At 71.6% G+C, this 23,164-nt stretch carries 22 protein-coding genes and 1 tRNA gene; 6 read left to right on the top strand and 17 right to left on the bottom strand.

Going from position 1 to position 23,164, the window contains the following annotated elements:
- Positions 1 to 24: 24 nt before the first annotated feature.
- Entirely contained in the window at positions 25 to 756 is a 732-nt protein-coding gene (locus tag AC1QRC_RS04940) for a haloacid dehalogenase type II (RefSeq protein WP_484205691.1), read from the top strand.
- Positions 757 to 890: 134 nt separating this feature from the next.
- A tRNA-Phe gene (locus tag AC1QRC_RS04935) sits at positions 891 to 964 on the top strand.
- A 111-nt stretch (positions 965 to 1,075) separates the two neighbouring features.
- On the opposite strand, the gene AC1QRC_RS04930 is transcribed toward AC1QRC_RS04935, so the two are convergent.
- From AC1QRC_RS04930 to AC1QRC_RS04910, 5 genes are all read right to left on the bottom strand, one after another.
- A complete protein-coding gene (locus AC1QRC_RS04930) occupies positions 1,076 to 1,579 on the bottom strand; it encodes a hypothetical protein (protein ID WP_484206575.1) in 504 nt (167 codons plus the stop codon).
- A gap of 155 nt (positions 1,580 to 1,734) precedes the next feature.
- The gene (locus tag AC1QRC_RS04925; RefSeq protein WP_484205690.1) at positions 1,735 to 2,775 is read right to left on the bottom strand and encodes an ABC transporter ATP-binding protein; all 1,041 of its coding nucleotides are present in this window, start codon (positions 2,773 to 2,775) and stop codon (positions 1,735 to 1,737) included.
- 16 nt (positions 2,776 to 2,791) lie between these two features.
- Positions 2,792 to 4,351 carry an ABC transporter permease gene (locus AC1QRC_RS04920; protein ID WP_484205689.1) on the bottom strand — a complete coding sequence of 520 codons (1,560 nt, stop codon included), beginning with the start codon at positions 4,349 to 4,351 and terminating at the stop codon, positions 2,792 to 2,794.
- Positions 4,352 to 4,395: 44 nt separating this feature from the next.
- Positions 4,396 to 5,574: an iron ABC transporter substrate-binding protein gene (locus AC1QRC_RS04915; RefSeq protein WP_484205688.1), complete on the bottom strand. Its 1,179-nt coding sequence runs from the start codon at positions 5,572 to 5,574 to the stop codon at positions 4,396 to 4,398.
- 156 nt (positions 5,575 to 5,730) lie between these two features.
- Positions 5,731 to 7,614, bottom strand: a complete 1,884-nt coding sequence (locus tag AC1QRC_RS04910) for a chorismate-binding protein (protein WP_484205687.1) — start codon at positions 7,612 to 7,614, stop codon at positions 5,731 to 5,733.
- Positions 7,615 to 7,775: 161 nt separating this feature from the next.
- Between AC1QRC_RS04910 and AC1QRC_RS04905 the strand changes: the two genes are divergently transcribed.
- Positions 7,776 to 8,486 (top strand): hypothetical protein, encoded by a 711-nt coding sequence (locus tag AC1QRC_RS04905; protein ID WP_484205686.1) that lies wholly within the window; start codon positions 7,776 to 7,778, stop codon positions 8,484 to 8,486.
- A gap of 18 nt (positions 8,487 to 8,504) precedes the next feature.
- Here the strand turns inward: AC1QRC_RS04905 and AC1QRC_RS04900 are convergent, their stop codons facing one another.
- From AC1QRC_RS04900 to AC1QRC_RS04880, 5 genes are all read right to left on the bottom strand, one after another.
- The gene (locus tag AC1QRC_RS04900) at positions 8,505 to 8,858 is read right to left on the bottom strand and encodes a hypothetical protein (RefSeq protein WP_484205684.1); all 354 of its coding nucleotides are present in this window, start codon (positions 8,856 to 8,858) and stop codon (positions 8,505 to 8,507) included.
- A 950-nt stretch (positions 8,859 to 9,808) separates the two neighbouring features.
- The gene (locus AC1QRC_RS04895; protein ID WP_484205683.1) at positions 9,809 to 10,366 is read right to left on the bottom strand and encodes a gluconokinase; all 558 of its coding nucleotides are present in this window, start codon (positions 10,364 to 10,366) and stop codon (positions 9,809 to 9,811) included.
- Positions 10,339 to 10,494 (bottom strand): hypothetical protein, encoded by a 156-nt coding sequence (locus tag AC1QRC_RS04890; protein WP_484205682.1) that lies wholly within the window; start codon positions 10,492 to 10,494, stop codon positions 10,339 to 10,341. The genes AC1QRC_RS04895 and AC1QRC_RS04890 overlap by 28 nt, the downstream gene beginning before the upstream one ends.
- Before the next feature lie 1,943 nt (positions 10,495 to 12,437).
- Entirely contained in the window at positions 12,438 to 12,785 is a 348-nt protein-coding gene (locus AC1QRC_RS04885) for a glucuronate isomerase (protein WP_484205681.1), read from the bottom strand.
- Complete coding sequence (locus tag AC1QRC_RS04880; RefSeq protein ID WP_484205680.1) at positions 12,782 to 13,231, bottom strand: hypothetical protein; 450 nt, start codon at positions 13,229 to 13,231, stop codon at positions 12,782 to 12,784. The genes AC1QRC_RS04885 and AC1QRC_RS04880 overlap by 4 nt, the downstream gene beginning before the upstream one ends.
- Positions 13,232 to 13,407: 176 nt before the next feature.
- On the opposite strand from AC1QRC_RS04880, the gene gndA reads away from it, so the two are divergent.
- The 3 genes from gndA to larB are packed head-to-tail and all read left to right on the top strand — an operon-like array spanning position 13,408 to position 16,442.
- Entirely contained in the window at positions 13,408 to 14,859 is a 1,452-nt protein-coding gene (gndA, locus tag AC1QRC_RS04875; RefSeq protein ID WP_484205679.1) for an NADP-dependent phosphogluconate dehydrogenase, read from the top strand.
- Positions 14,852 to 15,721, top strand: a complete 870-nt coding sequence (larE, locus tag AC1QRC_RS04870) for an ATP-dependent sacrificial sulfur transferase LarE (protein WP_484205678.1) — start codon at positions 14,852 to 14,854, stop codon at positions 15,719 to 15,721. The genes gndA and larE overlap by 8 nt, the downstream gene beginning before the upstream one ends.
- Complete coding sequence (gene larB / locus AC1QRC_RS04865) at positions 15,714 to 16,442, top strand: nickel pincer cofactor biosynthesis protein LarB (protein WP_484205677.1); 729 nt, start codon at positions 15,714 to 15,716, stop codon at positions 16,440 to 16,442. The genes larE and larB overlap by 8 nt, the downstream gene beginning before the upstream one ends.
- 36 nt (positions 16,443 to 16,478) lie before the next feature.
- On the opposite strand, the gene AC1QRC_RS04860 is transcribed toward larB, so the two are convergent.
- From AC1QRC_RS04860 to ilvC, 7 genes are all read right to left on the bottom strand, one after another.
- Complete coding sequence (locus AC1QRC_RS04860) at positions 16,479 to 16,898, bottom strand: TRAP transporter large permease subunit (protein ID WP_484205676.1); 420 nt, start codon at positions 16,896 to 16,898, stop codon at positions 16,479 to 16,481.
- Positions 16,898 to 17,791 (bottom strand): TRAP transporter large permease, encoded by an 894-nt coding sequence (locus AC1QRC_RS04855; RefSeq protein WP_484205675.1) that lies wholly within the window; start codon positions 17,789 to 17,791, stop codon positions 16,898 to 16,900. Before AC1QRC_RS04855 ends, AC1QRC_RS04860 begins: the two co-directional genes overlap by 1 nt.
- Before the next feature lie 3 nt (positions 17,792 to 17,794).
- Positions 17,795 to 18,301 (bottom strand): TRAP transporter small permease, encoded by a 507-nt coding sequence (locus tag AC1QRC_RS04850; protein ID WP_484205674.1) that lies wholly within the window; start codon positions 18,299 to 18,301, stop codon positions 17,795 to 17,797.
- A 1-nt stretch (position 18,302) separates the two neighbouring features.
- On the bottom strand, positions 18,303 to 19,217 hold the full coding sequence (locus tag AC1QRC_RS04845; RefSeq protein ID WP_484206574.1) for a TRAP transporter substrate-binding protein: 915 nt from the start codon (positions 19,215 to 19,217) through the stop codon (positions 18,303 to 18,305).
- 209 nt (positions 19,218 to 19,426) lie between these two features.
- On the bottom strand, positions 19,427 to 20,284 hold the full coding sequence (locus AC1QRC_RS04840) for an arylamine N-acetyltransferase family protein (protein WP_484205673.1): 858 nt from the start codon (positions 20,282 to 20,284) through the stop codon (positions 19,427 to 19,429).
- Positions 20,285 to 20,317: 33 nt separating this feature from the next.
- Positions 20,318 to 22,042, bottom strand: coding sequence for a dihydroxy-acid dehydratase (gene ilvD / locus AC1QRC_RS04835; RefSeq protein WP_484205672.1), 1,725 nt, complete (start codon positions 22,040 to 22,042; stop codon positions 20,318 to 20,320).
- The gene (ilvC, locus tag AC1QRC_RS04830; RefSeq protein WP_484205671.1) at positions 22,039 to 23,067 is read right to left on the bottom strand and encodes a ketol-acid reductoisomerase; all 1,029 of its coding nucleotides are present in this window, start codon (positions 23,065 to 23,067) and stop codon (positions 22,039 to 22,041) included. The genes ilvD and ilvC overlap by 4 nt, the downstream gene beginning before the upstream one ends.
- Positions 23,068 to 23,164: the final 97 nt, after the last annotated feature.

Genomic DNA, 23,164 nt, shown 5'->3' with positions numbered 1-23,164 from the left:
GATCGATCCGCGTGGAGGCACGCTATGACCCTTGATCTCACCGACTACGAGGCGCTCAGTTTCGACTGCTACGGAACGCTCATCGACTGGGAGGCCGGGATCGCCGCGGTCCTCGGCCCGTGGGCGCGCTCCCACGACCCGCAGCTGACCGACGAGGACCTGCTCGTGGCCTACGCGGGGAGCGAGGCGGCCGTCCTGCGGGAGACCCCGACCATCGACTACCCCGACGCGTTGCGCGAGGCCTTCCGCCGCACGGGACGGTTGTTGGGGCTCCCCGTCTCCGAGGAGGAGGCTGACGCCCTGGGGACCTCGGTCGCCGACTGGCCGGCGTTCGAGGACTCCACCGAGGCACTGCAGATCCTGCAGCGGCACTACCGGCTCATCATCCTGTCCAACATCGACCGAGCCGGGTTCGCCGCATCCAACCAGCGGCTCGGGGTGTCCTTCGACGACGTCCTCACCGCGGAGGAGATCGGGTCCTACAAGCCCGACCCGGCCAACTTCGAGGCGCTGGTGGCCCGCGCCGCGGAGCGCGGCCTCACCGGTCGCCTGCTGCACGTGGCACAGTCTCTGTTCCACGACCACGCCCCTGCGCAGCAGTTCGGTCTCCCCGGGGTGTGGATCAACCGCCGTCACGACCGACCGGGCTGGGGCGCCACCCCGGATCCCGGCACCGCGGTCACACCGGACGCGGAGTACCCCTCCCTCCTCGCCTTCGCCCGCGCGGTGGAGACGGCCTTCGGGGAGCCCGGCTGACCGATGTCGGTGGTGCGCCCACGATGCCGGCCCACTCGCTCGGATCAGGTATAGTGAACCCGCGCCGGAGCGATCCGGCGTCCTGTTTGCGCAGGTCAGATCGCCGGAGAAGGTGGATCTGACGGCGCAGGCCCGGCCAGGTAGCTCAGTTGGTACGAGCGTCCGACTGAAAATCGGAAGGTCGGCGGTTCGACCCCGCCCCTGGCCACCTCCAGTCGCACGACGGCCCGGGACCGGCAACTCGGTCCCGGGCCGTCGTCATGTGCCGTGGGTTGCGCTCGCGGCGTCAGACACCAGGCACAGGCTCAGGCGGCCTGCCTCACAGCTTCTTGCACTGGTTCTCCTTGTTGCCGTCCACCCGATTCTGCCCGCCGGTCGGCGCGGGGGTGTTGGACTTGCACTGCAGGTTGCCGTCGACGACGTTCTTGAAGACGTACTTGCTGCCCGACTTCCTGTTGCTGAACAGCTGGATGTCGCCGTCGACGGTGTTGCGGCGCAGGTTGACCTGCCCACCGCTCTTGAGCTGGATGTTGCCCTCGACGCGGGCGTCGACCACGGAGACCTTCTTGTGGCCCTGGGACTGGATGTTGCCGTCCACCCGGATCTTTGAGGCGTTCAGGGTCGCGTTGCCCTTCACCTCGATGTTGCCCTTGACCTTCGTGCCGGCGAGGGTGCAGGTCTTCCCGGCGGGGACCCTGATGTTGTCGTCCACCGTGACGGCACCGATCTTGCCGGTGCAGATGCGGTCACCGGCGTGGGCTGCGGGGGCGGCCAGGCCGAGGCTGGCCACCAGCACGAGGCCGGCGGCCGCGGAGCTGAGCATGCGCTTCACGAGAGTTGTCCTTTCGCGGGGAGGCGGGGGGCCGCCTCCGGCTCGACCCGGGTCGTCTCCCGGGCTCAGGGCTCACCGTAGGAGCGGTGCGTGAAGCGGCGGTGAGACCGCGGTGAGACTTCTCTCAGGGTGCGTTCAGGCGCCGTTCACCGGGCGGCGAAGGCGCGGACCGGGCCGACCACCTCGACGTGCACCGCGGTGCCGGCCACCACGCCGGCCACGACATCGTCGGTGACCCTCATCAGGGCCCGGTCACCGCTGGCCAGGTCGAGACCGACCAGGGCGTCGTGCCCGTGGTAGCCGACCTCGCGCACCACCGCGGGGGCTCCCGAGGCGGTGCCCGAGAGCCGGACCTGCTCCGGTCGGATCAGCACCACCTCCGGGTCAGCAGGCGACGTCGGCGTTGCGGCCAGGGTGACCGAGCCCAGCGCGCACTCACCGACACCCTCGGGCCCGCGCCGCACCGGGAGCACCACCGCCTCCCCGACGAACCGGCCGACCCAGGTGTCCACAGGCTCCCGGTAGACCTCCCCCGGGGACCCGGTCTGCAGGATCGTCCCGTCCCGCATCACCGCGACCAGGTCGGCCGTGGAGAGGGCCTCCGACTGGTCGTGGGTCACCAGGAGCGCCGTGGCGCCGTCCTCCCGCAGCGCCGCGCGCACATCCCTTCGCAGCCCGGCCCGGAGTGAGGCGTCCAGGGCGCTGAACGGCTCGTCCAGCAGCACCAGGGGCGGTCTCGGTGCCAGGGCCCGGGCCACGGCCACCCGCTGCTGCTGCCCGCCGGACAGTTCGTGCGGCATCCGATCCCCCAGACCGGACAGGCCCACGAGCTCCAGGCACTCGCTGACCCGTCCACGCCGGGCGGCGTCCCGGGGGAGGCCGAAGCCGACGTTCGCCGTGACGTCGAGGTGCGGGAAAAGGGCACCGTCCTGCGGCACCACGGCCACATGGCGCCGGTGGGGCGGCAGGTGCACCGCCGGGGAGGCGACCACCCGGTCCCCCAGGGTGATGGTGCCGCCGTCCAGCCTCTCGAAGCCGGCGATGGTGCGCAACAGCGTCGTCTTGCCGCAGCCGGAAGGCCCCAGCACGGCCATCAGCTGGCCCGAGGGCAGGGCGAGGTCCACGCCGGCCAGGGCGGTGGTGTGCCCGAACCGCTTGGTGGCCCCGCTGACCTCCACCGTGCTCATGTCCGCGTCATCCCACTCATGCGTCCACTGTCGCAGGCGGACGCTCGGGCGTGACCACCCGCACCGGCACCGGATCCGCGGCCGCCAGCACCCCGCTGCGGGTGGCGAGCACCCACGTGGGGATGGCGGCGAGGACGACGAGCAACACGGCATACGGGGCGGCCTCGGCGTAGCGTCCGGCGGCGGTGGCGGTCCATAGCTCGGTGGCGAGGGTGTCCAGCCCCGTCGGTCGGAGCAGGAGGGTGGCCGGGAGTTCCTTCATGCAGGTCAGGAAGACCATCGCCGCGCCGGCACCGATGCCGGGAAGGGTGAGCGGCAGGGTGATCCGGGTGAACACCCGCAGCGGCCGGCTGCCCAGGGACCGACCCACCTCCTCCAGCGACGGCGGGGCCTGTGCGGCCGCGCCGGCCACCGCCGCCACCGCCAGCGGCAGGAAGAGCGTGGCGTAGGCGAACGCGAGCAGCCAGGTCGTCTGGTAGAGGGGTCGGACGACGTTGATCCCGAAGAAGACCAGGGAGAGGCCGACCACGACGCCGGGTAGGGAGTAGGCCAGGTAGGCCGCCCCTTCCAGCAACCGGGACAACCGGCCGGGGTGGCGGGCCACCAGGATCCCGAGCGGCAGCGCCAGCAGCACCGTGACGGCGGCCCCGGCGAGCGAGACGGTGAGCGAGCCGCTGGCGGCCGCCACGACGTCGGCCACCGAGTCCGGGCGGGACACCCCGGCCCGGAACCAGCGCACCATCGCCGTCGCGGGGACACCCAGCGCCAGGAGCAGGACGGCACAGGTGCCCGCGAAGGCGACCCACCGTCCCGGTCCGAGCCGCGCGGCCCGCGGGGCGGCGTGGGCTCCCGTGCCCGTCCTGGAGTAGCGCGCCCCTCTCCTGCGGGTGCGCGCCTCCAGGAGCAGGATGACCGTGGTCATCAGCAGCAGGACCGTCGCCAGGGAGACGGCGCCGAGGCGGTTGAACCCGGCGCTGAAGGCGGTGAAGATCGCCCGCGTGAAGGTGTCCAGGCGCAGGATGGAGACCGCCCCGAAGTCGGACAGCACGTAGAACGAGGCCAGCAGTCCCCCACCCACGATCGCCGGGCGCACCTGCGGCAGGGTCACCCGGAACAGCACGCTGCCCGGCCCCCGGCCCAGGGAGCGCGCCACCTCCTCCTGCGCTTGGTCGGCACCGACCAGGGCGGCGGCGACCGGGAGGTAGACGTAGGGGTAGGTATAGAGGGTCAGCACCGTGGCCGCCGCCCAGAAGCCCGTGAACTGGGCGGTCGAGGACCACAGGTCGGCCACGCTCACCCAGCTGAACGCGGCGACATAGCTGGGCACCGCCAGTGGCAGGGCCGCCAGCACGGCGAACCCGCGTCGCCAGGGCAGGTCGGTCCGGGTCACCAGGTAGGCCAGACCGACCCCCAGCACCAGACAGCCCGCGGCGACGACGGCGGCGAGCAGCAGGCTGCGCGAGGCCAGCCCGACAACCCGCTCGGTGGCCACCTGGCCCCACCAGGCCGCGGCCCCGAAGTCGCGGGTGCGGACGAGCAGGTAGGCGAGCGGGATCAGCGCGACCGCCGAGGCCACGAGGGCCCCGGCGGTCAGCGTCGGGTGGGCGGTGCTGCGGCGGCTCAGGCCAGACCCGCCTCGGCGATCATGGCCACGGTCGTCTCCAGGTCGGCCAGGTCGTTGAGGTCGACGTCGGGCACCTGCAGCTCCTCCAGCGGCTGCAGACCCTCGGGGGCCTCGATGCCGTCGACCATCGGGTACTCAAAGGTCTGGTCCCGGAAGTACTCCTGGCCCTGGTCGCTGAGCAGGAAGTCGACGAAGGCCTGCGCGTCACCGTCCGGCTGCGCACCGATCAGGGCCGCGCCCGAGATGTTCACCAGCGCCCCGGTGTCCCCGTCGGGGAAGAAGTGCAACGTCGCCGTGAGGTCCTCCGGCGCCACACCGGCCTCGGCCGCGGTGGCGAAGAGGTAGTAGTGGTTGATCAGTCCGGCGTCGAGGGCACCGGACTCCACGTCTGCCAGGATCGCGCCGTTGCCGTCGTAGATCTCCGGGTCGTTGGCAGCCAGGTCGGCCAGCCAGGCCGCCGCCTCGTCCTCACCGTGCTCGACCCGGAGTGCGGTGACGAAGGCCTGGAAGGAGGCGTTCGTCGGGGCCACGCCGACCCGTCCGGTCCAGTCCGGACCGGTCAGGTCGAACACCGAGGCGGGCAGCTCCTCGGACGACACGCTCTCCTCGTGGTAGACCAGCACGCGGGACCGCCCGGTGACACCGACCCAGTCCCCCGCGCTGGAGCGGTAGGCCTCGGGGACCAGGTCCAGCGTCTCCTGGGGCAGGGACTCCAGCATTCCCCCGGCGGACAACGCCCCCAGGGCTCCGGCGTCCTGGGCCAGGAACGCCTGGGCGGGGCTGTTGTCGCCCTCCTCCAGCAGCTGGGCGGCCAACTCCGCCGTGCCGGCGTAGCGCACCTCCACCTCGATCCCGGACTCCTGCTCGAAGAGGTCGATGACCGGTTGCACCAGGTCCTCACCCCGGCCGCTGTACACGGTCAGGACGCCGTCAGAGTCCCCGGCTGCCTCCTCCTCCGTCGTCTCCTCCTCGGTCGCGTCGTCACCGTCGTCGGCGGCGTCGTCGTCGCCGGCGTCGTCGGCCGTCTCGTCCTCCGCGCCGGCGTCCTGCTCCGCGGCGGCGTCCGCGTCGGTGTCCTCCGGGTCGTCGGAGCCGCAGGCGGCCAGGCCGGCCACGAGGAACAGCGGAAGGGACAGGGCCAGGACGCGGGAGCGTCCGGTGCGATGGGTCTTCACGGTCGAGCCACTCCCTCGGGGAAGGTCACACTTACTTAGGACAGGCATACCTCAGCACAGTCCGAAGATCGGCGGCAACCTCTACTCCCCCGAATCCACGTCGGATTTCCGACAGTTCTCCGACACGGTGGCGATCCTCCGTCATCCGGGGCCGGGCTACGTCCCACCACCGTCGTGACCCAGGGCGTGTCGGATCAGTCCGTGCAGCACCACGAGCCCGTCCCGGGACAGCACCGACTCGGCGTGCCCCTGGATGGAGGCGACGTGTGGCCCGCGCAGTCCGACGACCGCGCCGTGCGCGAGGTCCGTGGCCACGGACAGCTCCGTCTCGGCGCCGGCGCGCCGCACCACCGCCCGGCCGGGACGGGCCACGAACGTGTTGTAGAACCCGATCCGGGCCGGCTTCCCCCACAGGTCGACCGCGAGCTGCACCCCCTGGTTGGGACGGTCCAGCTTGGTGACCTCCAGCCCCGCCAGCCGGGCCAGCACCTGGTGGCTCAGGCACACGGCCAGGAGCGGCGCCCCCGTCTCCAGCCGGGCGGCGACGAGCTGGCGCAGGCGCACCAACCGGGGGTCGTCCGGGTCGTCGGGGTCGCCCGGCCCGGGTCCGAAGAGCACCAGGTCGTGGGCCTCCAGGTCCCCCTCCTGGACGTGGTCCCAGCGGCGGACCTGGGCCGTCATCCCGAAGTGCCGCACCTGGTGGGCCAGCATCTGGGTCCAGGTGTCGGCCGCGTCGACGACCAGGACCCGGCGCCCCAGCAGCTCGGGGTCCGGGCGGGTCGCCTGCGGCGACAGCCAGAACGGCGACAGCGACTCGTTCCGGGCCTCCAGCGCCTCGGCCACCCCCGGCAGCTCGGCCAGCGCCACGGCATACGAGGCCTCCCGCCGCGGCCGCAACCCCAGTGCCGCCAACATGCCGCTGGCCTTGGCCGTGGTCTCGGCGACCTCCGAGTGCGGGTCGGAGTGGCGCACCAGCGTCGCCCCGGCACTGACCGAGACGGCGCCCTCCCCGTCCAGGTGGGCGGTGCGGATCAGGATCGGCGCGTCGAGGTGCTCGGCACCGTCGGCGTCCCGCTCCAGCAGCGCCAGCACCCCGGAGTAGTAGCCCCGACCGTGCGGCTCGTGCCGGGTGATGACGGTGCACGCGTTCTCCATCGGGGACCCGGTCACGGTGGGGGCGAACATGGTCAGCCGGAGCACGTCCCGGGGGTCGGCGTCGGAGCGCCCGTCGAGCAGGTACTCGGTGTGGGTCAGGTGCGCCATCTGCTTCAGGTAGGGCCCGGTGATCCGCCCCCCGTCCGTGCAGATCTGAGACATCATCTTCATCTCCTCGTCGACCACCATGAAGAGCTCCTCGGTCTCCTTGGTGTCGGTGACGAAGGCACGGAAGGCAGGCTCGAGCTCCGCCTCCTCCACGGGGTGGCGGAACGTCCCCGAGATCGGGTTCATCCGCACCCGGCCGTCCTGCACGCTGACGTGCCGCTCGGGAGTCGCGCCCACCAGGGTGTGCCCGGGGGTGTGCACCGCGAAGGTCCAGTACGCACCCCGCTCGTCCGTGAGCAGCCGGCGCAGCCAGGTCAGGGCCGCCACGGCCGGCTCCGTCGCGGTGCGGGCCAGGACGTCCCGGCGGATCACGAAGTTGGCGCCCTCACCGTTGCCGATCTCCTCCTCGATCACCCGGGAGACGATGCCCGCGTAGTCCTCGTCGGACACGCTGAACCGCTCGTCGGTCACCGCGACCTCGCCCGCGGGAAGGGCCTGCACCACCGTGTCCAGCGGGACCCGCTCGTATGCCGTGCCCGTCAGGACGCGCAGCGGGGTGCCGTCGTCGTGGGCGGCGAAGCCGCGTTCGGCGATCTGCCGGAAGGGCACCATCGCCAGGACCGGGTGGCCGTGCTCGGCATACGGGATGTCGGCCAGCTGGGCGACGTCGGCGACGTCCCCCCGCAACACCTCGACCGTGTCCTGGCCCTCGCGCCACAGCAGCGCCCAGGCCTGGTCGGCGGGCGTGCGGAGGATCTGGTCGAGGACGGGGTGCATGGGGCAGATCCTCCCACCCGTGGCGGGCGGCCGGGTCCACCCGGTCCCGGCCGCTTGTTGAGAAAACATTCATCTCCCCCACAGGAGGGCTTCATCTGGCATGCCTAGCGTCGTTCGTGGGACGCCGACCCCACGTCCCGCTGACCGTGACGGAGGCCGCAATGCGCACCGAACCGACGCCCCTCGGGGGATGGCAGGCGGCCAGCGCACCGCTGCCCCTCCGCACGACCGGCGAGGTGGCCGACCGGCTCGCGACCTTCCTGCCTCCCCCGTCCGGCGGCCCGGAGACCGTCGTGGTGGACGATGCCGTGGCCAGCGTCCTTCTCGGCCTGGGGGAACGGCTGGAGGATCACCGTCCGGGGCTGATGGCCCGGCTGCTGGGGGCCCTGGTGCTGCCGCCCGGGGACCGGTGGGACGGCGCCGCCCGCATCCAGTTCACGCTCAACGCCTGGCAGACCCTCTCGCTGGTCAGGGCCGCGCTCCGGTCGCTGGACACACCCCGGGGGCGGCGGACCGGGAGGTTCTGCGAGCTCGCCGGCCCGGTCGCCGAGCGGGCGCTGACACCCGGCCCCGTGGACGGCGTCGTGGTGCCGGGGCTGTTCCCCGACGAGGCGCAGGCGGTGTGCTCCTGGCTGGAGTTCCTGCTCGGCCGCCCCGTTGCCCTGGTGCGGGTGCACGACCGCGTGGGGGTCGACCCGAGGCAGGCCCGGGACCTGCACCCGCGGGTGCTGGCACGGTCCGCCAGCGCGTTGCCGGCCGAGGTGCTGGAGCGGGCGCTGCAGGAGGCTGCGGCGCCCCCCGCGACGCCCACGTCACCTGCGGCCGCTCTCCCGCCCGTGCCGCTGGTCAGCCTGGTCCGCCCGGGCAGCTGACCCCGCCCGCGGGAGAGGTCAGCCCGTCCCGCGCCCCTCGAGCTTGTCGCGGGTGGCCCAGAGGCCGGCCGACGGGGTGGAGATGTAGAACACCCGCTCGCCGTCCGGCATGGTGTTCCACCCGTCCTGCATCACGGCCGGGTCGTAGCGCCGGAGCGCCTCCTCGACGTCGAGGTAGCCGTAGCCGACGGACTCGATCTCCTCCCGGGTCAGGCCGCCGGGTGCGTAGGTGATGGTGAAGCGGCCCTCCGCCGACCCGTGCACGAGGTGGGCGGTGCCGTGGGGGATGTCCTGCATGTCCTCCTGCGTGCCGTACAGCTCCAGCACCTCCGCCTGACTCAGGTAGCCGTACCGGCGGATCAGCGCGTCCACCTCGGGTTGCTCCCCGAACCGGGTCGACGCCCGGCGCGATCACCAGCAGTTCGCCGTCGTCGGCGACCGCCATCCGGGTCCGATAGACGGCCTTGTTCGCCACCCACGTTGCCCGGAACTCGTCGGCCTGCATCACCGCGACGATCTTGTCCACCGGCTCGTCGAAGACGGTGATGTTCTGCTCCTTGCTGGCCTGCGCGGCGTCCAGGTAGGTCTGCAGGTCGTCGCCGACGTAGACGCCGGTGTGCACCAGACTCGAGTCCTCGGCGTAGTCCATGACCACCTGGAAGTAGAGGTCGGGCAGGTCCCCCAGGAACTGCTCCTCGGCCCAGTTGAAGCAGCGCCGCACGGGCGTGAGCAGGTTGCCCAGGTTGTTCTCGATCCCATAGACGGCGGAGGCCATGTGGGAGGAGCCCAGCAGCCGCTTGCCACCGAGCCCGATGAAGTAGTTCTTGTTGTGGTTGGCGAACCCCAGCACCTCGTGCGGCACGACGTGGCCGATGTTGATGATCAGGTCCCAGTTCTGCGTGACCGTCATCGTGTTCAGGTCGATCGGCATCTCCCAGTCGACCGCGCCGCCGGTGAAGCTCGCGGACCACCTCCGCCGGGACGGTGCCCACGTTGGTCACCCCGTCCTTCCAGTCGTGCACGTGGATCCGCTCCTCGGGGACGGACCCGAACATCCACCGGTTGTCCTCCGGCGTGTGCGGCACGTGCTGCCCCAGCGTCGGGATGAGGTGCACGTCGGCACCCTCCTCGGTGAGCAGGGTGTAGAAGTACTCGGTGATCCACCCGACGCCCGCGTGCGCGCGGGTGATGTCCGGGGGCAGCAACAACACCCGCTCGTATGCCGTGACGCCGAGGCGTTCCTTCGCCTCCACCAGGGTGCGCTCGCACCAGGTCCTCCATCGTGCTGCGCGGGATGGCGTCCCCTTCGTGGCTGAACCAGGTCATCGCGGTGCTCCTCCTCGTGGGGGTCGGTCAGGGGCGTGGGGCAGTCCTCCGGGGCCGACGAGCCATTCCTCGGCCCGGTCCACGATCTCCTCGCGACTCTGGGTGAGGTCCAACGCCGTGCCGTGCTCGTCCGGCTCCAGCGGTTGCAGCGTGGCGATCTGGGACTCCAGCAGGCTCGGGGGCATGAAGTGGTCGCGGGAGGACATCCGCTGCTGGATCGTCTCGGCCGGACCGTCCAGGTGCAGGAAAGTCACCCGCGGGGCGCCCTGCCGCAGCACGTCACGGTAGGAGCGCTTGAGCGCCGAGCAGGCGAGCACCGTCGACTCGCCCTGCCCGGCCCGCTCCCCCATCCAGGTCGCGAGCGCCTGCAGCCAGGGGTACCGGTCCTCGTCGGTCAGCGGCGTGCCCGCCGACATCTTGGCGACGTTGGCGGCGGGGTGGAAGTCGTCGGCGTCGGCGAAGCGCAGGTTGAGCCGCCCCGCGAGCTCCGCGGCGATGGTGCTCTTGCCGGATCCGGAGACCCCGATCACGACGACGTGGTGCGTGCTGCCCATCGGCCCTCCTCGAACTCGGCGGTCTGGGCCACGACCAGGTCGACCAGCTCCTGGTCCGGCTCGATGCCCATCCAGTCCAGCATGGTGCGCGCGGCGTCGGCCGGGGCGGCTGCGGCGAGCTCCCGCACGACGGCCTCCTGGGCGTCCGTGCACCGGTGCCCCGTGCCCGTGCAGGTGGGCGCAGCCAGGCGGCGACCGGGCGGGTCGCCCGCCTCCGGCACGCACGCCCGGCGGATACCTCGGCGCCCAGGGCGGGGCCGAACCGGATCGGGACCTTCTGCGAGCCGTCGGCGGCGATCTGTGCCAGCAGGTGCCGGATGCGGTGGTTGGCGAACCGCTCGATCAGCGCGTGCGCGGTAGTCGGTGATCGTCCGCGAGCGTCGAGCTGCAGGTGCCGCGCCGCCACGTCCCACCACTCCTCGACCCAGCCGCGGACGACCGGGTCGTCGATGGCCTGCGCCGACCGTCTCGTGCCCGCGGATCGGGGCGGCGTAGGCCATCAGCGAGTGGGAGCCGTTGAGCAGCCACAGCTTGCGGCTGCTCGTGCGGCTCGCACGTCGTCCACGAACGTGCGCCCCGGCGTGCTCCCACTGCCGGGCGGCCCGCGGGGAACTCCCCGGCGAGCACCCACTCGGAGAAGGGCTCGGTGACGACCGTCTGCGGGTCGTCGACGCCGAGCGCCTCGCGCGACCGTCACGCGCTCCTCGCTCGGTGGCCGGGGCGTGATCCGGTCGACCATCGTGGTGACGAAGCCCGACGTTGATCCTCGATCCAGGCGCACCAGCGTCTCGTCCACCTGGGCGGCAGACGTCTCGGCACGACCCGCGCCGACCATCGCCCCGTTGTCCGGCACGTTGTCGCAGGGCACCAGCGCGATCGGGCCGGCGCCGGCCGTCGCGCCGGGCGAGCAGGCCGGCGACGAGCTCGGCCGGGCGTGGTCGCGGACCGAGTCGGCTCGACGGGTCCTCCCGCAAGCGCCGCGATGTCGGCCGGCGACGTCGGGGTCGCCGAGGTCCAGCGCCGCCGTCGGGGTCCCGGCGGTAGCCGGCCTCGGTCACCGTGCTGGTGACGACGGCGACAGCTCGGGGTCGGCGAAGTAGTCGCGCAGCGCCGCGAGCGTCGTCGCCGGCGTGCACGGCGGACGAGGGAGCCGATCACCTCGGGTCGGTCACCCTCCGGCCTCTCGGACCAACAGGGTGTAGAGGCCCTCCTGCGGTGCCAGATGCCTCGGCGATCGCCGGCCGACCGGCCGGTGAATGCGGCGATACCCCCACTCCGTCGGCGTCCGGGGCGTGCTCGGTGTACCAGGCCTGGTGGGCGCGGAAGAAGTTGCCCACCCCGAGGTGGACCATCCGGACCGGGGCGGCGGCGCGGGCGTCGCCGGGCAGGCGAGCGGGGCGCAGGCGTGCTCACAGCTTGAAGCACCTCTCCGGGATTGGTGGCGACCAGGTCGTGGATCGACTGCGAGGGCCTCGTCCTCGCCGAGCTGGTGCTCGGCGACGAGCCCGGCGAGGTAGCCGGCGTCGAGCCGGCGCGACATGTCGTGCCGGGCCGGGATGGAGCAGAACGCCCGGGTGTCGTCGATGAAGCCCGAGGTGCGGTAGAAGCCCGATCGGTCTCGGTGACCGCCGACGCGGTAGCGGCGGATCGCCTCGGGCGCGTCGAGGAACCACCAGGGCACCCCGGCGTACACGCTGACGGGTAGAACCCGGCGAGCGGCGCGATCTCCCGGCTGAACACGGTCTCGTCGAGGGTGAACAGCACCAGGTTGGAAGCCGTCGGCGGGTGCCGTAGCGGCCCAGCAGCGGCGGCAGGCCCCGGGTGAACTCGACCGAGATCGGGATGTCGTGCACCGACGTCCGGCGCCGTGCTCGTCGAAGGTCGGCCCGTGGTGGTTGCGGTAGCGACGCCCGGGTGCAGCGTCATCACCAGGCCGTCCTCGGTCGCCATCCGCGCCATCTCGCTCGAGCATGTGCCGGCGCAGGGCCGTCGGCCTCGTCCGCGGTGGCGGTGCCGGCGACGCGCGGCGGCGTAGATGCGGCTGGCCTCGGCGTCGTCGAGGCGTCGAGCGTCACCAGCGTCGATGTGGCTGTGGTCGGCTGGACACCGCGCCGTGCTCGACGAAGTACGCGGCGGCGCGTCCTCCAGCGCCGCGAGGTAGCCGGCGTAGTCGCCGATGTCGCTCCCGCGAGACCTCGCCCAGCCGGTCGACTAGCGCTCGTTCCAAGTCGGCCCGCCCGGGCTCGAGGTAGCTGGTCCGGACGGAAGGTCGGGCACCACCCGGCGGCGCGAAGGTCTCGTCCGCGGCGAGCGCGGCGTGGTGGGACAGGTCGTCGCACGGGTCGTCGGTGGTGGCGAGCACCGCGATGCCGAAGCGGTCCATCAGCGCCCGCGGGCGGAAGTCCGGCTGCGCGATCACCGTCGGCGATCGTGGTCGTAGATGGCGTCGGCGGTCGCCTGCGCGCCGAGCGGCTCGGTGACGCCGAAGATGCCGACGAGCTCGTCCTCCAGCCAGTACCGCACCGGGCGTGCCGCGGTAGAGCGTCCCAGTGGCGCGCACAGGTGCGGCACAGGCCGCGGCGCGAGCGCCGGCCTCGTCGAGCTCGGCCCCGGCCGACACCCAGCTCGGCCAGCGGGACACCGTGCGGCGTGCAGCATCCGGATGACGTAGTGGTCCGGGGTGATCAGCAGCGACGGTCGGGTCGCGGAACGGGACGTGTCCTGCGCCAGCCACTGCGGCGGCACGTGACCGTGCGGGCTGATGATCGGCCGGTCCGAGACGGAGGCGTAGATCCCCCGGGCGATGTCGCGGACGGCCGGATCGGCCGGGAGCAGTCGGTCAGAGTGCAGTCCGGTGGGCGACATGTCCCCCATACAAGCGGATAGAGCGGAGTCCGGCCAGACCCTCCGGCAAACCGTGGCAACCCGTTGCCACCCCACCGGCTCGCAGCGTAGCGTCGCAGCCGAGGTCCCTCCACCGATTGTCGTCGCCGGTGGGACCACTTCCCCGCAGCACTGTCCCCGACCCCAGGAGGCATCCGATGGCCGCATCCAGCACCCCGCTCGCCCAGGTGGGGGTGATCGGCCTGGCGGTGATGGGCTCCAACCTGGCCCGCAACTTCGCCTCTCACGGCCACACCGTCGCGGTCTACAACCGCACGGTCTCCAAGACCGAGGCGTTCAGCGCTGACTTCGGCGCCGACGGCACGTTCGTCGCGGCCCCGACCCTGGAGGAGTTCGTCGAGGCCCTGGAGCGGCCGCGCAAGGTCATCATCATGGTGCAGGCTGGCAAGGGCACCGACGCGGTCATCGAGCAGTTGCGGCCGCTGCTCGAGGAGGGCGACATCATCGTGGACGGCGGCAACGCCCACTACGAGGACACCCGCCGCCGGGAGGCGGCGCTGCGGGGCGCGGGGCTGCACTTCGTCGGCGCCGGGATCTCCGGTGGCGAGGAGGGTGCGCTGCGCGGCCCGAGCATCATGCCCGGCGGGAGCCCGGAGTCCTACGACGCGCTCGGCCCCCTGCTGGAGGACATCTCGGCCAAGGTCGATGGCGAGCCGTGCTGTGCCTACATGGGCACCGACGGCGCCGGGCACTTCGTGAAGATGGTGCACAACGGCATCGAGTATGCCGACATGCAGTTCATCGCCGAGGCCTACGACCTGTTGACCGCGGCCGGGCTGAGCGCCGCGGAGATCTCCGACGTCTTCCGCGAGTGGAACGCCGGCGACCTGGACTCCTACCTGATCGAGATCACCTCCGAAGTGCTGGACCAGGTCGACGCCGCCACCGGCACCCCCCTGGTCGAACTGATCCGCGACGAGGCCGAGCAGAAGGGCACCGGCCGCTGGACCGTGCAGTCGGCGCTGGAGCTGGGCGTGCCGGTCAACACCATCGCGGAGTCGGTCTTCGCCCGCTCCACCTCGGGCCACGCCGCCCTGCGCCAGGCCGGCCGGGCCGCACTCACCGGGCCGGACCGCACCATCACGGTCCAGGACCGCGCCGCCTTCATCGACCACGTCCGGGCGGCCCTCTGGTCGGCCAAGGTCGTCGCCTACGCCCAGGGGCTGGACCAAATCAGCACCGCGGCCGACACCTACGGCTGGGACGTGAACCTCTCCGAGGTCGCCCGGATCTGGCGCGGCGGCTGCATCATCCGCGCCCGTCTGCTGCACCGGATCCGGGAGGAGTTCGCCGGGGCGGACCTGCCCACCCTGCTGGCCGCCCCGAGCGTGGCCGCCGAGCTGGGCGAGAGCCAGGACGCCTGGCGCGAGGTCGTCGCGGTGGCGACCACCGCGGGCGTGCCCGTCCCGGGGTTCAGCGCCGCCCTCGCCTACTACGACACGGTGCGGGCCGAGCGCCTGCCGGCGTCCCTGGTGCAGGGACTGCGCGACTTCTTCGGCGCCCACACCTACCAGCGGACCGACCGGGAGGGGACGTTCCACACCCTCTGGTCCGCCGACCGGTCGGAGGTCGACCTCAGCGATGGCTGAGCCGCGAGTCGACGTCGCCGCGACCGTGGACAACCGGGTCGCCACCCTGATCGAGACGGTCCGTCCACACCTGGGCGAGCCGGAGCGGCTCGGCGTCGCCTACTCCGGCGGCGTGGACTCCACCACCCTCCTGGCCGTGGCCGTGCGCCTGCTCGGACCGGACCGTGTCGTCGCGGTCCTCGGGATCTCCCCGAGCCTGGCCCGCGACGAACGGTCGGCCGCCCACGACGTCGCCCGACTGATCGGTGCCCCCGTCGTCGAGGTGAGGACACACGAGGGGGAGGTGTCGGCATACCGGGCCAACGGGCCCGACCGATGCTTCCACTGCAAGGACGAGCTGTTCACCCGGATCGACGACGAGGTGGTGGCCGAGCACGGCCTCACCGCGGTCGCGTACGGGGAGAACGCCGACGACGCCCTCCGCCCGGACCGCCCCGGTGGGCGTGCGGCGACCGAGCACCGCGTGCTGCGCCCGCTCGCCGACGCGGGCCTGACCAAGGCCGACGTCCGCGCGGTCGCGGCCGCCCTGGGCCTGCCGAACGCCGACAAGCCGGCGGCGCCCTGCCTCGCCTCCCGCATCCCGCACCACGAGGAGGTCACCCCGGAGAAGCTGGCCCAGATCGACCGGGCCGAGGCCGCCGTCCGGGCGCTGGGTTTCACCGACTGCCGGGTCCGCCACCACGGCGACATCGCCCGGCTCGAACTGACCCCCGAGGAGCTGGTCCGGGCCGTGCAGCCGGGCACCCGGGAGGACCTCGTCCGCGGGGTGCGTGACGCCGGCTTCCGGTTCGTCGCGCTCGACCTCATGGGCATCCAGTCCGGCGCGTTCACCCTGCCCCTGGTCGCCGTGCGGCATGGCTGACGGGGCGCGGGAGAGCACCGACCCGCTGGCCGGGATCGCCGAGTTCGACTTCGGCCGGGCCGCCCGCAGGGGTTACCCCGAGGCGGTCCTCAGCGAGGGGAAGTCGCTGGACCAGCTCGTCGCGATCGCCTCGGCGCTCCGGGAGCGGCAGGCGGCCGCCCCTGCCGGAGAGTCCGCCGCCGACAGTCACCCGCTGGGCGCCATCCTGTTCACCCGCATCGACCCGGAGCCGGCCCAGGCCGTATGCCGTGAGTTGCCCGACGCCGCGCACGACCCGCTCGCGCGGATGGTGACCTGGCCGGGCGCCGTCCCCGAGCCCACCGGGGAGCAGGTCCTAGTCCTGTGCGCCGGGACCGCCGACATCCCGGTGGCCCGGGAGGCCTGGCTGACGGCCCGCTACCTCGGGCGGCCGGCCGAACTGGTTGTCGACATCGGCGTCGCCGGCCTGCACCGGGTCCTCGCCCGCGTCCCCGCGATCCAGCAGGCAGGGGCGATCGTCGTCGTGGCCGGGATGGACGGGGCGCTGGCCAGCGTGGTCGCCGGGCTCACGTCCGCTCCGGTCGTCGGGGTGCCGACCTCCGTCGGCTACGGCGCGGCCTTCGACGGGCTGTCTCCGCTGCTGTCGATGCTGAACGCCTGCGCGCCCGGGGTCTCCGTGGTCAACATCGACAACGGGTACGGCGCCGGGCACCTCGCGGCACAGATCACCGCGCCCCGCTGACCAGGGACCGAGCTGCGCAACGCCGGCTGGGGTCGCCTACTCGGTCGACAGCAGGCCGAACTGCTCGGGCAGCCACAACGAGAGCACGTCGATGTAGACGACGAGCAGCAACCCGACGGCCAGGGCCAGCAGGAACCAGATGAGCCTGGCGACGACCGGCTCAATGCCCAGGCCGGCCACGCGGGCACCGACGAACAGCACGTTGCCGACCGGCGGCGTGATCACCCCGATCGAGAGCGCATAGACGATCACCGTGCCGAAGTGGACCGGGTCCATCCCGAACGTCGTGACGATCGGCAGGAAGATCGGGGTGAAGATCAGGATGGCCGGCGTGGGGTCCATGAAGCAGCCGACCGCCAGCAGGATGACCACCATCAGGAAGAGGATCACCTGCGGCGTTTCGGAGATGCCGAGCAGCAGGTCGGAGACCGCCTCCGGGATGTGCGAGAAGGACATCACGAAGGAGAGGGCCGTGGAGACCCGACCAGGAGCATGATGATGGCGGTGGTGCGTGCCGCGTCGAGCAGGCAGCGCGGCAGGTCGGAAACCTTGATGGTGCGGTAGGCGAACCCGAGGATCAGGCAGTAGACGACGGCAATCGCCGAGGACTCAGTGGCGGTGAAGAAGCCACCGACGATGCCGCCGATGACGATGATGATCATCAACAGGGACGGGACGGCACGCCACAGCACCCGCAGTCCCTCCGCGAGGGTCACCGTCGAGGCGGCCCCCGGCGTGCTGTGCCTGCGGTAGGTCAGCAGCACCACGGCGATGCAGGCACCAGCCCAGATCAGGCCCGGTACCACCCCGGCGATGAACAGGGCACTGATCGAGGACCCGCTCACCAGGGCGTAGACGATGAAGGTGTTGCTCGGCGGGATCAGCATGCCGGCCGGGGCGGACGCGACGTTCACGGCCGCCGACCAGGGCTTCTTGTATCCGTCCTGCTCCATCCGCGGCGTCATCACGGTGCCGACCGCAGCGGCGGCGGCGACCGCGGCCCCGCTCACCGCTCCGAACATGGCGTTGGCCACGACGTTGGTGTTGGCCAGGCTGGCCGGGGTCCGGCCGACCATCACCTTCGCGGCATCGATGAGCCGCCCGGCGATACCGCCGGTATTCATCAGGACGCCGGCGAGCACGAAGAACGGGATCGCCAGGAGGGTGAAGGAGTTGATCCCGGTGAACAGTCGCTGGCTGGACACCAGCGCGGCCTTCTCGAAGTCCAGCAGGACGACCGCCGCGAAGAACGAGGCCAGGCCGATGGTGACGGCGATCGGCACCGACAGCAGGATGCCGATCGCGATCGTGGCGACCAGGACGATGGCGGCGAGCGCGATGGGGTCCATGGCTCACACCACCTGGGGGTTCTCGTCGGTCTCGATCGCTTCCTCGGTGTCCCGGAGGATCGCCTGGAGGTGATAGACCGCGTAGAACGTGATCAGCGCCCCCGTGATCGGCATGACCAGGTACATCACGCCGATCTGGGTGGGCAGCGCGCTGAGCGCCTGGCCCCAGGCCCCGCGGGAGGCGCGAATGCCGCCGTAGACCAGGACCGCGAGGGCGAACAGGATGATCGAGAGCTGGACGATCACCGCCACAGCCTTCTGGGTCCTCCCGGAGAACTTCGTGACCACGAAGTCGACCGCGATGTGTCCCCGCTCGGAGAAGACGAGGGCGGTGGCGAACAGGCCCACCCAGACGAAGGTGAAGCGGGCGAGCTCCTCAGTCCAGGCGCTCGGCGAGTTGAGCACCTGCCGGGTGAAGACCTGCCAGACCACCACGAGCACGAGCAGGCCGAACAGGACGATGGAGGCTCCCTTCAGCACCTGGTCCAGGCCCTTCTTGACGGTTTCCACGTCAGCCCTCCTCGTCCCCGGCCGCGGCACGGATCTTGTCGTAGAGGTCCCGTTGCTCGGGAGTCGTCACGAACTGGTCGGCCAGGGGCTCCAGTGCGGCCCGCACCTCGTCCTGGTCGATCTCCAGGTAGGTCGCGCCGCCGGCCTCGGTCTGCGCAATGGCGTCGTCGGTGGCCTGCACCCACAGCTCGGTGTGGTCCTGCCAGGTGTTCTGCCACTCCTCCTCGAGCAGAGTGCGGTCCTCCTCGGGGAGCTCCTCCAGCAACTGGGTGCTGACCACCATGAAGTCCAGCCCGACCAGGTGGTTGGACGTGGTGAGGTAGGGCGCGACCTCGAAGTGCTTCTGCGTGTAATAGGACACCTCGTTGTTCTCCGCACCGTCCAGGACGCCGGACTGGAGGGCGGTGTAGACCTCACCGAAGGCCATCGGGGTCGGCGAGCCGCCCAGGGCCCGGATCATCGCCAGGTTGAGCTCGCTCTCCTGGACCCGGATCTTCATGCCGGCGAGGTCGTCCAGGCTCTCGACCGGCTCCTTGGCGTAGATGTGTCGGGACCCCTGGGTGAACCCGCCGAGGACGGTGAGCTGGTTGCTGTCCTCCAGTGAGGTGTAGAGGTCGCCCACGACGTCCGGGTCGTGCACGACCGGCATCTGGTGCTCCACGGACTCGAAGACACCCGGCATCCCGAGCACCCGGAAGTCGCGGTTCAGGTTCTCCATCTGGGAGCCGGAGATGATCCCCATGCCGATGATGCCGTCGCTCACCAGCTGCAGCACCTCGGCCTGCGCGCCGAGCGTCTCGTTGGGGAAGATGTCGAGGCGCAGCCGACCTCCGCTCCGCTCCTCCAGCCGGTCGCTGTAGTTGTCTAGGGCGATGTAGGAGGGGTGGGTCTCGGTCTGGTTGAGGGAGACCCGGATGATCGTGACGTCCCCCGGCCCACCTCCGCCACACCGACCAGGAGGGCGGCCGCCGCGGCACTCATCCGGAATGGATGCTTCATCGCCGTCCTCTCACCCGTGGACTCCGAGGGCTGTCTGCGAACTCAACCAGATGCCCGGGTGGGCCGCAAGGGATTCCGGCAAGGGTCGAGCGGCTGAGCCGGATCAGCCGCTGACCGCGGGCACTGTCAGGCCTCGCGCAACTCGGCCACGCGGGAGGTGAGCTGCGCGAGCTCGGGGCTATCGAGACGCACCCCGCCCTGCTCCAACAGGGCGGGAAGTTCGTCGAGGTCGTAACCCCGCGCCCGCGGTGCCTCCCCCCGCCGGCCATGGGTCACGGTCTCGTGGGTCACGGTCATCAGGGTCGGTACGCCGTCCTCGTCCAGTCCGTGCCGGTTGACCGTCAGGACGCTGCGGAAGTGCGACGTGGGTGCCGTGCTCGTCCAGTGGTGTCCCATCTCCACGTCGACCCACCGAACGGGCAGTTCGTCGGTGCTGTGCATCAGCTCCCAGTCGCCGTGGTCGGTGCGCCGCCGCCACAATTCCCAGGCCGGACCGCCGGGATGCTCGGTCTCGGCCTTCCGGATCCGGTGCGGCCACATGCCCGGGCCCAACTCGGCGCCGTCCCGCAGCTCGATCGGTCCGAGCGGCGGAACGCCGATGCCGGGGTCAATCAGGTATCGACGACCGTCGAGGCGCACGACCACACCGAGGTGCGTGCGAGGAGCCTGCTGGGGGTCTCCGACCCGGGCCAACCGGGGCGTGACGTCGTAGCCGAGATGGTCAAGCACGGCGTGGAACAGGGTGGCGTGCTCGAAGCAGTACCCACCGCGCCCTCCGTGCACGAACTTCTGCTGCACGACTGCGAGGGAGACACCCGGGTGCTGTTCCAGGAGCACGTCGATGTTCTCGAACGGAAAGGTGCGCACGTGGGCGGCCTGCAACCGGGCGAGGGCCGCACGCGAGGGCGGCTCCGCTTTCCCGCCCACCCGCGCGAGGTAGGCGTCCAGGTCGAGCTCCGACGTGTCCCACGCACCCCTCGTCATACCTCCATCATGCCCCGCAGGACCCTGAACCGGTCAGTCGCAGACCGCCCCGTAGGACGCGGAGCCGACGAGCCGGCTGTACTTCGCGAGGACGCCTCGCCGCGCCCGCTCGGGCGGCTCGGGCGCCACCCAGGCCCCGCGCCGCTGCTCCAGCGTCGCCTCGTCGACGTGCAGGTCCAGGGTGCCGTTGGCCACATCGAGCTCGATGATGTCGCCGTCCTCGACCAACGCGATCGGACCGCACTCGGTCGCCTCGGGCGCGATGTGCCCGACGCACAGACCCGTCGTGCCGCCGGAGAACCGGCCGTCGGTGATCAGGAGCACGTCCTTGCCCAGGCCGGCGCCCTTGATGGCACCGGTGATCGCCAGCATCTCCCGCATCCCGGGCCCGCCCTGCGGCCCCTCGTTGCGGATGACGACGACGTCGCCGGCGGTGATCGTGCCGTCCTCGAGCGCGTCCATGGCGGGGCGCTCCCGGTCGAAGACACGGGCCGTCCCGCGGAAGACGTCGGAGTCGAAGCCGGCCGACTTCACGACCGCACCACCGGGCGCCAGGGTGCCCTGCAGGATGGTCAGCCCACCCGTCTTGTGGATCGGGTTGTCCAGCGCCCGCAGCACATTGCCGTCCAGGTCCGGAGGGGCGATGTCCGCCAGGTTCTCGGCGACCGTGCGACCGGTCACGGTGAGGCACTCGCCGTGGACCAGCCCGGCGTCCAGCAGCGCCTTCATCACGACGGGGATGCCACCCACGCGGTCGACGTCGACCATGACGTGCTGGCCGAACGGCTTGACGTCGGCCAGGTGCGGGACCTTGGCCCCGATCCTGCGGAAGTCCTCGAGGGTGAGGTCGACTTCGGCCTCGTGCGCGATCGCCAGCAGGTGCAGCACCGCGTTGGTGGAGCCGCCGAAGGCCATCACGACGGCGATCGCGTTCTCGAACGCCTCCTTCGTCAGGATCTGCCGGGCGGTGATGCCCTGGCGCAGCATCCCGACGACCGCCTCGCCGGACTTGCGGGCGAAGCCATCCCGCCGCCGGTCGGTGGCGGGCGGTGCCGCGGACCCGGGCAACGACATACCCAGGGCCTCGGAGACCGCGGCCATGGTGTTGGCGGTGTAGAAGCCGCCGCAGGCACCCTCGCCCGGGCAGATCGCGCGCTCGATCGCATCGACGTCGTCCCGGGACATCAGCCCGCGGGCACAGGCCCCGACGGCCTCGAACGCGTCGATGATGGTGACCTCGCGCTCGCTACCGTCGGACAACTTGGCGATGCCCGGCAGGATCGACCCGGCGTAGAGGAACACCGAGGCCAGGTCCAGCCGCGCCGCCGCCATCAGCATCGCCGGCAGCGACTTGTCGCACCCGGCCAGCAGCACCGAGGCGTCCAGCCGCTCCGCACTCATCACCGTCTCCACGGAGTCGGCGATGACCTCGCGGGACACCAGGGAGTAGTGCATCCCCTCGTGACCCATCGAGATGCCGTCGGAGACCGAGATGGTGCCGAACTCCAGCGGGTAGCCGCCGGCCGCGTGCACCCCGTCCTTGACCGCCTTCGCCAGCCGGTCCAGGGACAGGTTGCACGGGGTGATCTCGTTCCACGAGCTGCCCACGCCAACCTGTGGCTTGGCAAAGTCGTCGTCGCCCATCCCGACGGCGCGGAGCATGCCGCGGGCGGCCGCCCGCTCCAGGCCGTCGGTGACGTCGCGCGAGCGGGGCTTGGGGTCGATGTCGGTCTGGTTCACCTCGGTGGGGGTGCTCACCGCGCTGCGGTCCCCTCGACGTAGTCGGAGTCGTGCGACTTCACCCAGGCCATCATCTCGCGCAGGTCACGGCCGACCTTCTCGATCGGGTGGGTCTCACCCTCGCCGCGCAGCCTGGCGAAGTCGGGGGCGCCGGCGTCCTGGTCATCGATGAACCGCTGCGCGAAGGCGCCGTTGCGCACGTCCTCCAGCACCGCCTGCATGTTCTCCTTGACCTTGTCGTCGATGACCCGCGGGCCCGACACGTAGTCGCCGTACTCGGCGGTGTCGGAGACCGACCAGCGCTGCTTGGCGATGCCACCCTCGTACATCAGGTCCACGATGAGCTTGAGCTCGTGCAGGCACTCGAAGTAGGCGACCTCCGGCTGGTACCCCGCCTCGGTCAGGGTCTCGAAGCCCTTCATGATCAGCTGGGAGACGCCGCCGCACAGCACCGCCTGCTCGCCGAACAGGTCGGTCTCCGTCTCCTCGGTGAACGTGGTCTTGATCCCCCCGGCCCGGAGCCCGCCGATCGCGGCCGCGTAGGACAGCGCGAGGTCCCACCCGTGCCCACTGGAGTCCTGCTCGACGGCGACCAGGACCGGCACACCGCGACCGTCGACATACTCCCGGCGCACCAGGTGACCGGGACCCTTGGGGGCCACCATGCACACGTCCACGCCGGCCGGCGGGGTGATGTAGCCGAACCGGATGTTGAAGCCGTGGCTGAAGAACAGGGCGTCGCCCTCGTTCAGGTGCGGCTCGATGGACTCGGCGTAGAGGGTGCGCTGGGTGTGGTCCGGGGTGAGGACCATGATCAGGTCGGCCTCCTGGGCGGCCTGCTCGGGCGTCACCACCCGCAGCCCCTCGGCCTCGGCCTTGGCGCGGGACCGGGAGGTCTCGGGCAGCCCGACGCGAACGTCGACGCCGGAGTCACGCAGCGAGAGGGCGTGCGCGTGACCCTGGCTGCCGTAGCCGATGACGGCCACGGCGCGGTCCTGGATGAGGCCGAGGTCGGCGTCCTCGTCGTAGTACATCTTCGCCATTGCGGTGGTGCTCCTTCAGGGGTGTCAGGGGGTGTCGGGCTCGGCGGGTGGGACGACCCAACCCTACGAAGCGGCGCTGGGGGCCGGCAGACCCGCT

Source organism: Ornithinicoccus sp. (assembly GCF_057176825.1).
The sequence above is the reverse complement of the archived record's forward strand: the minus strand, read 5'-3'. Positions and strand labels throughout refer to the sequence as shown.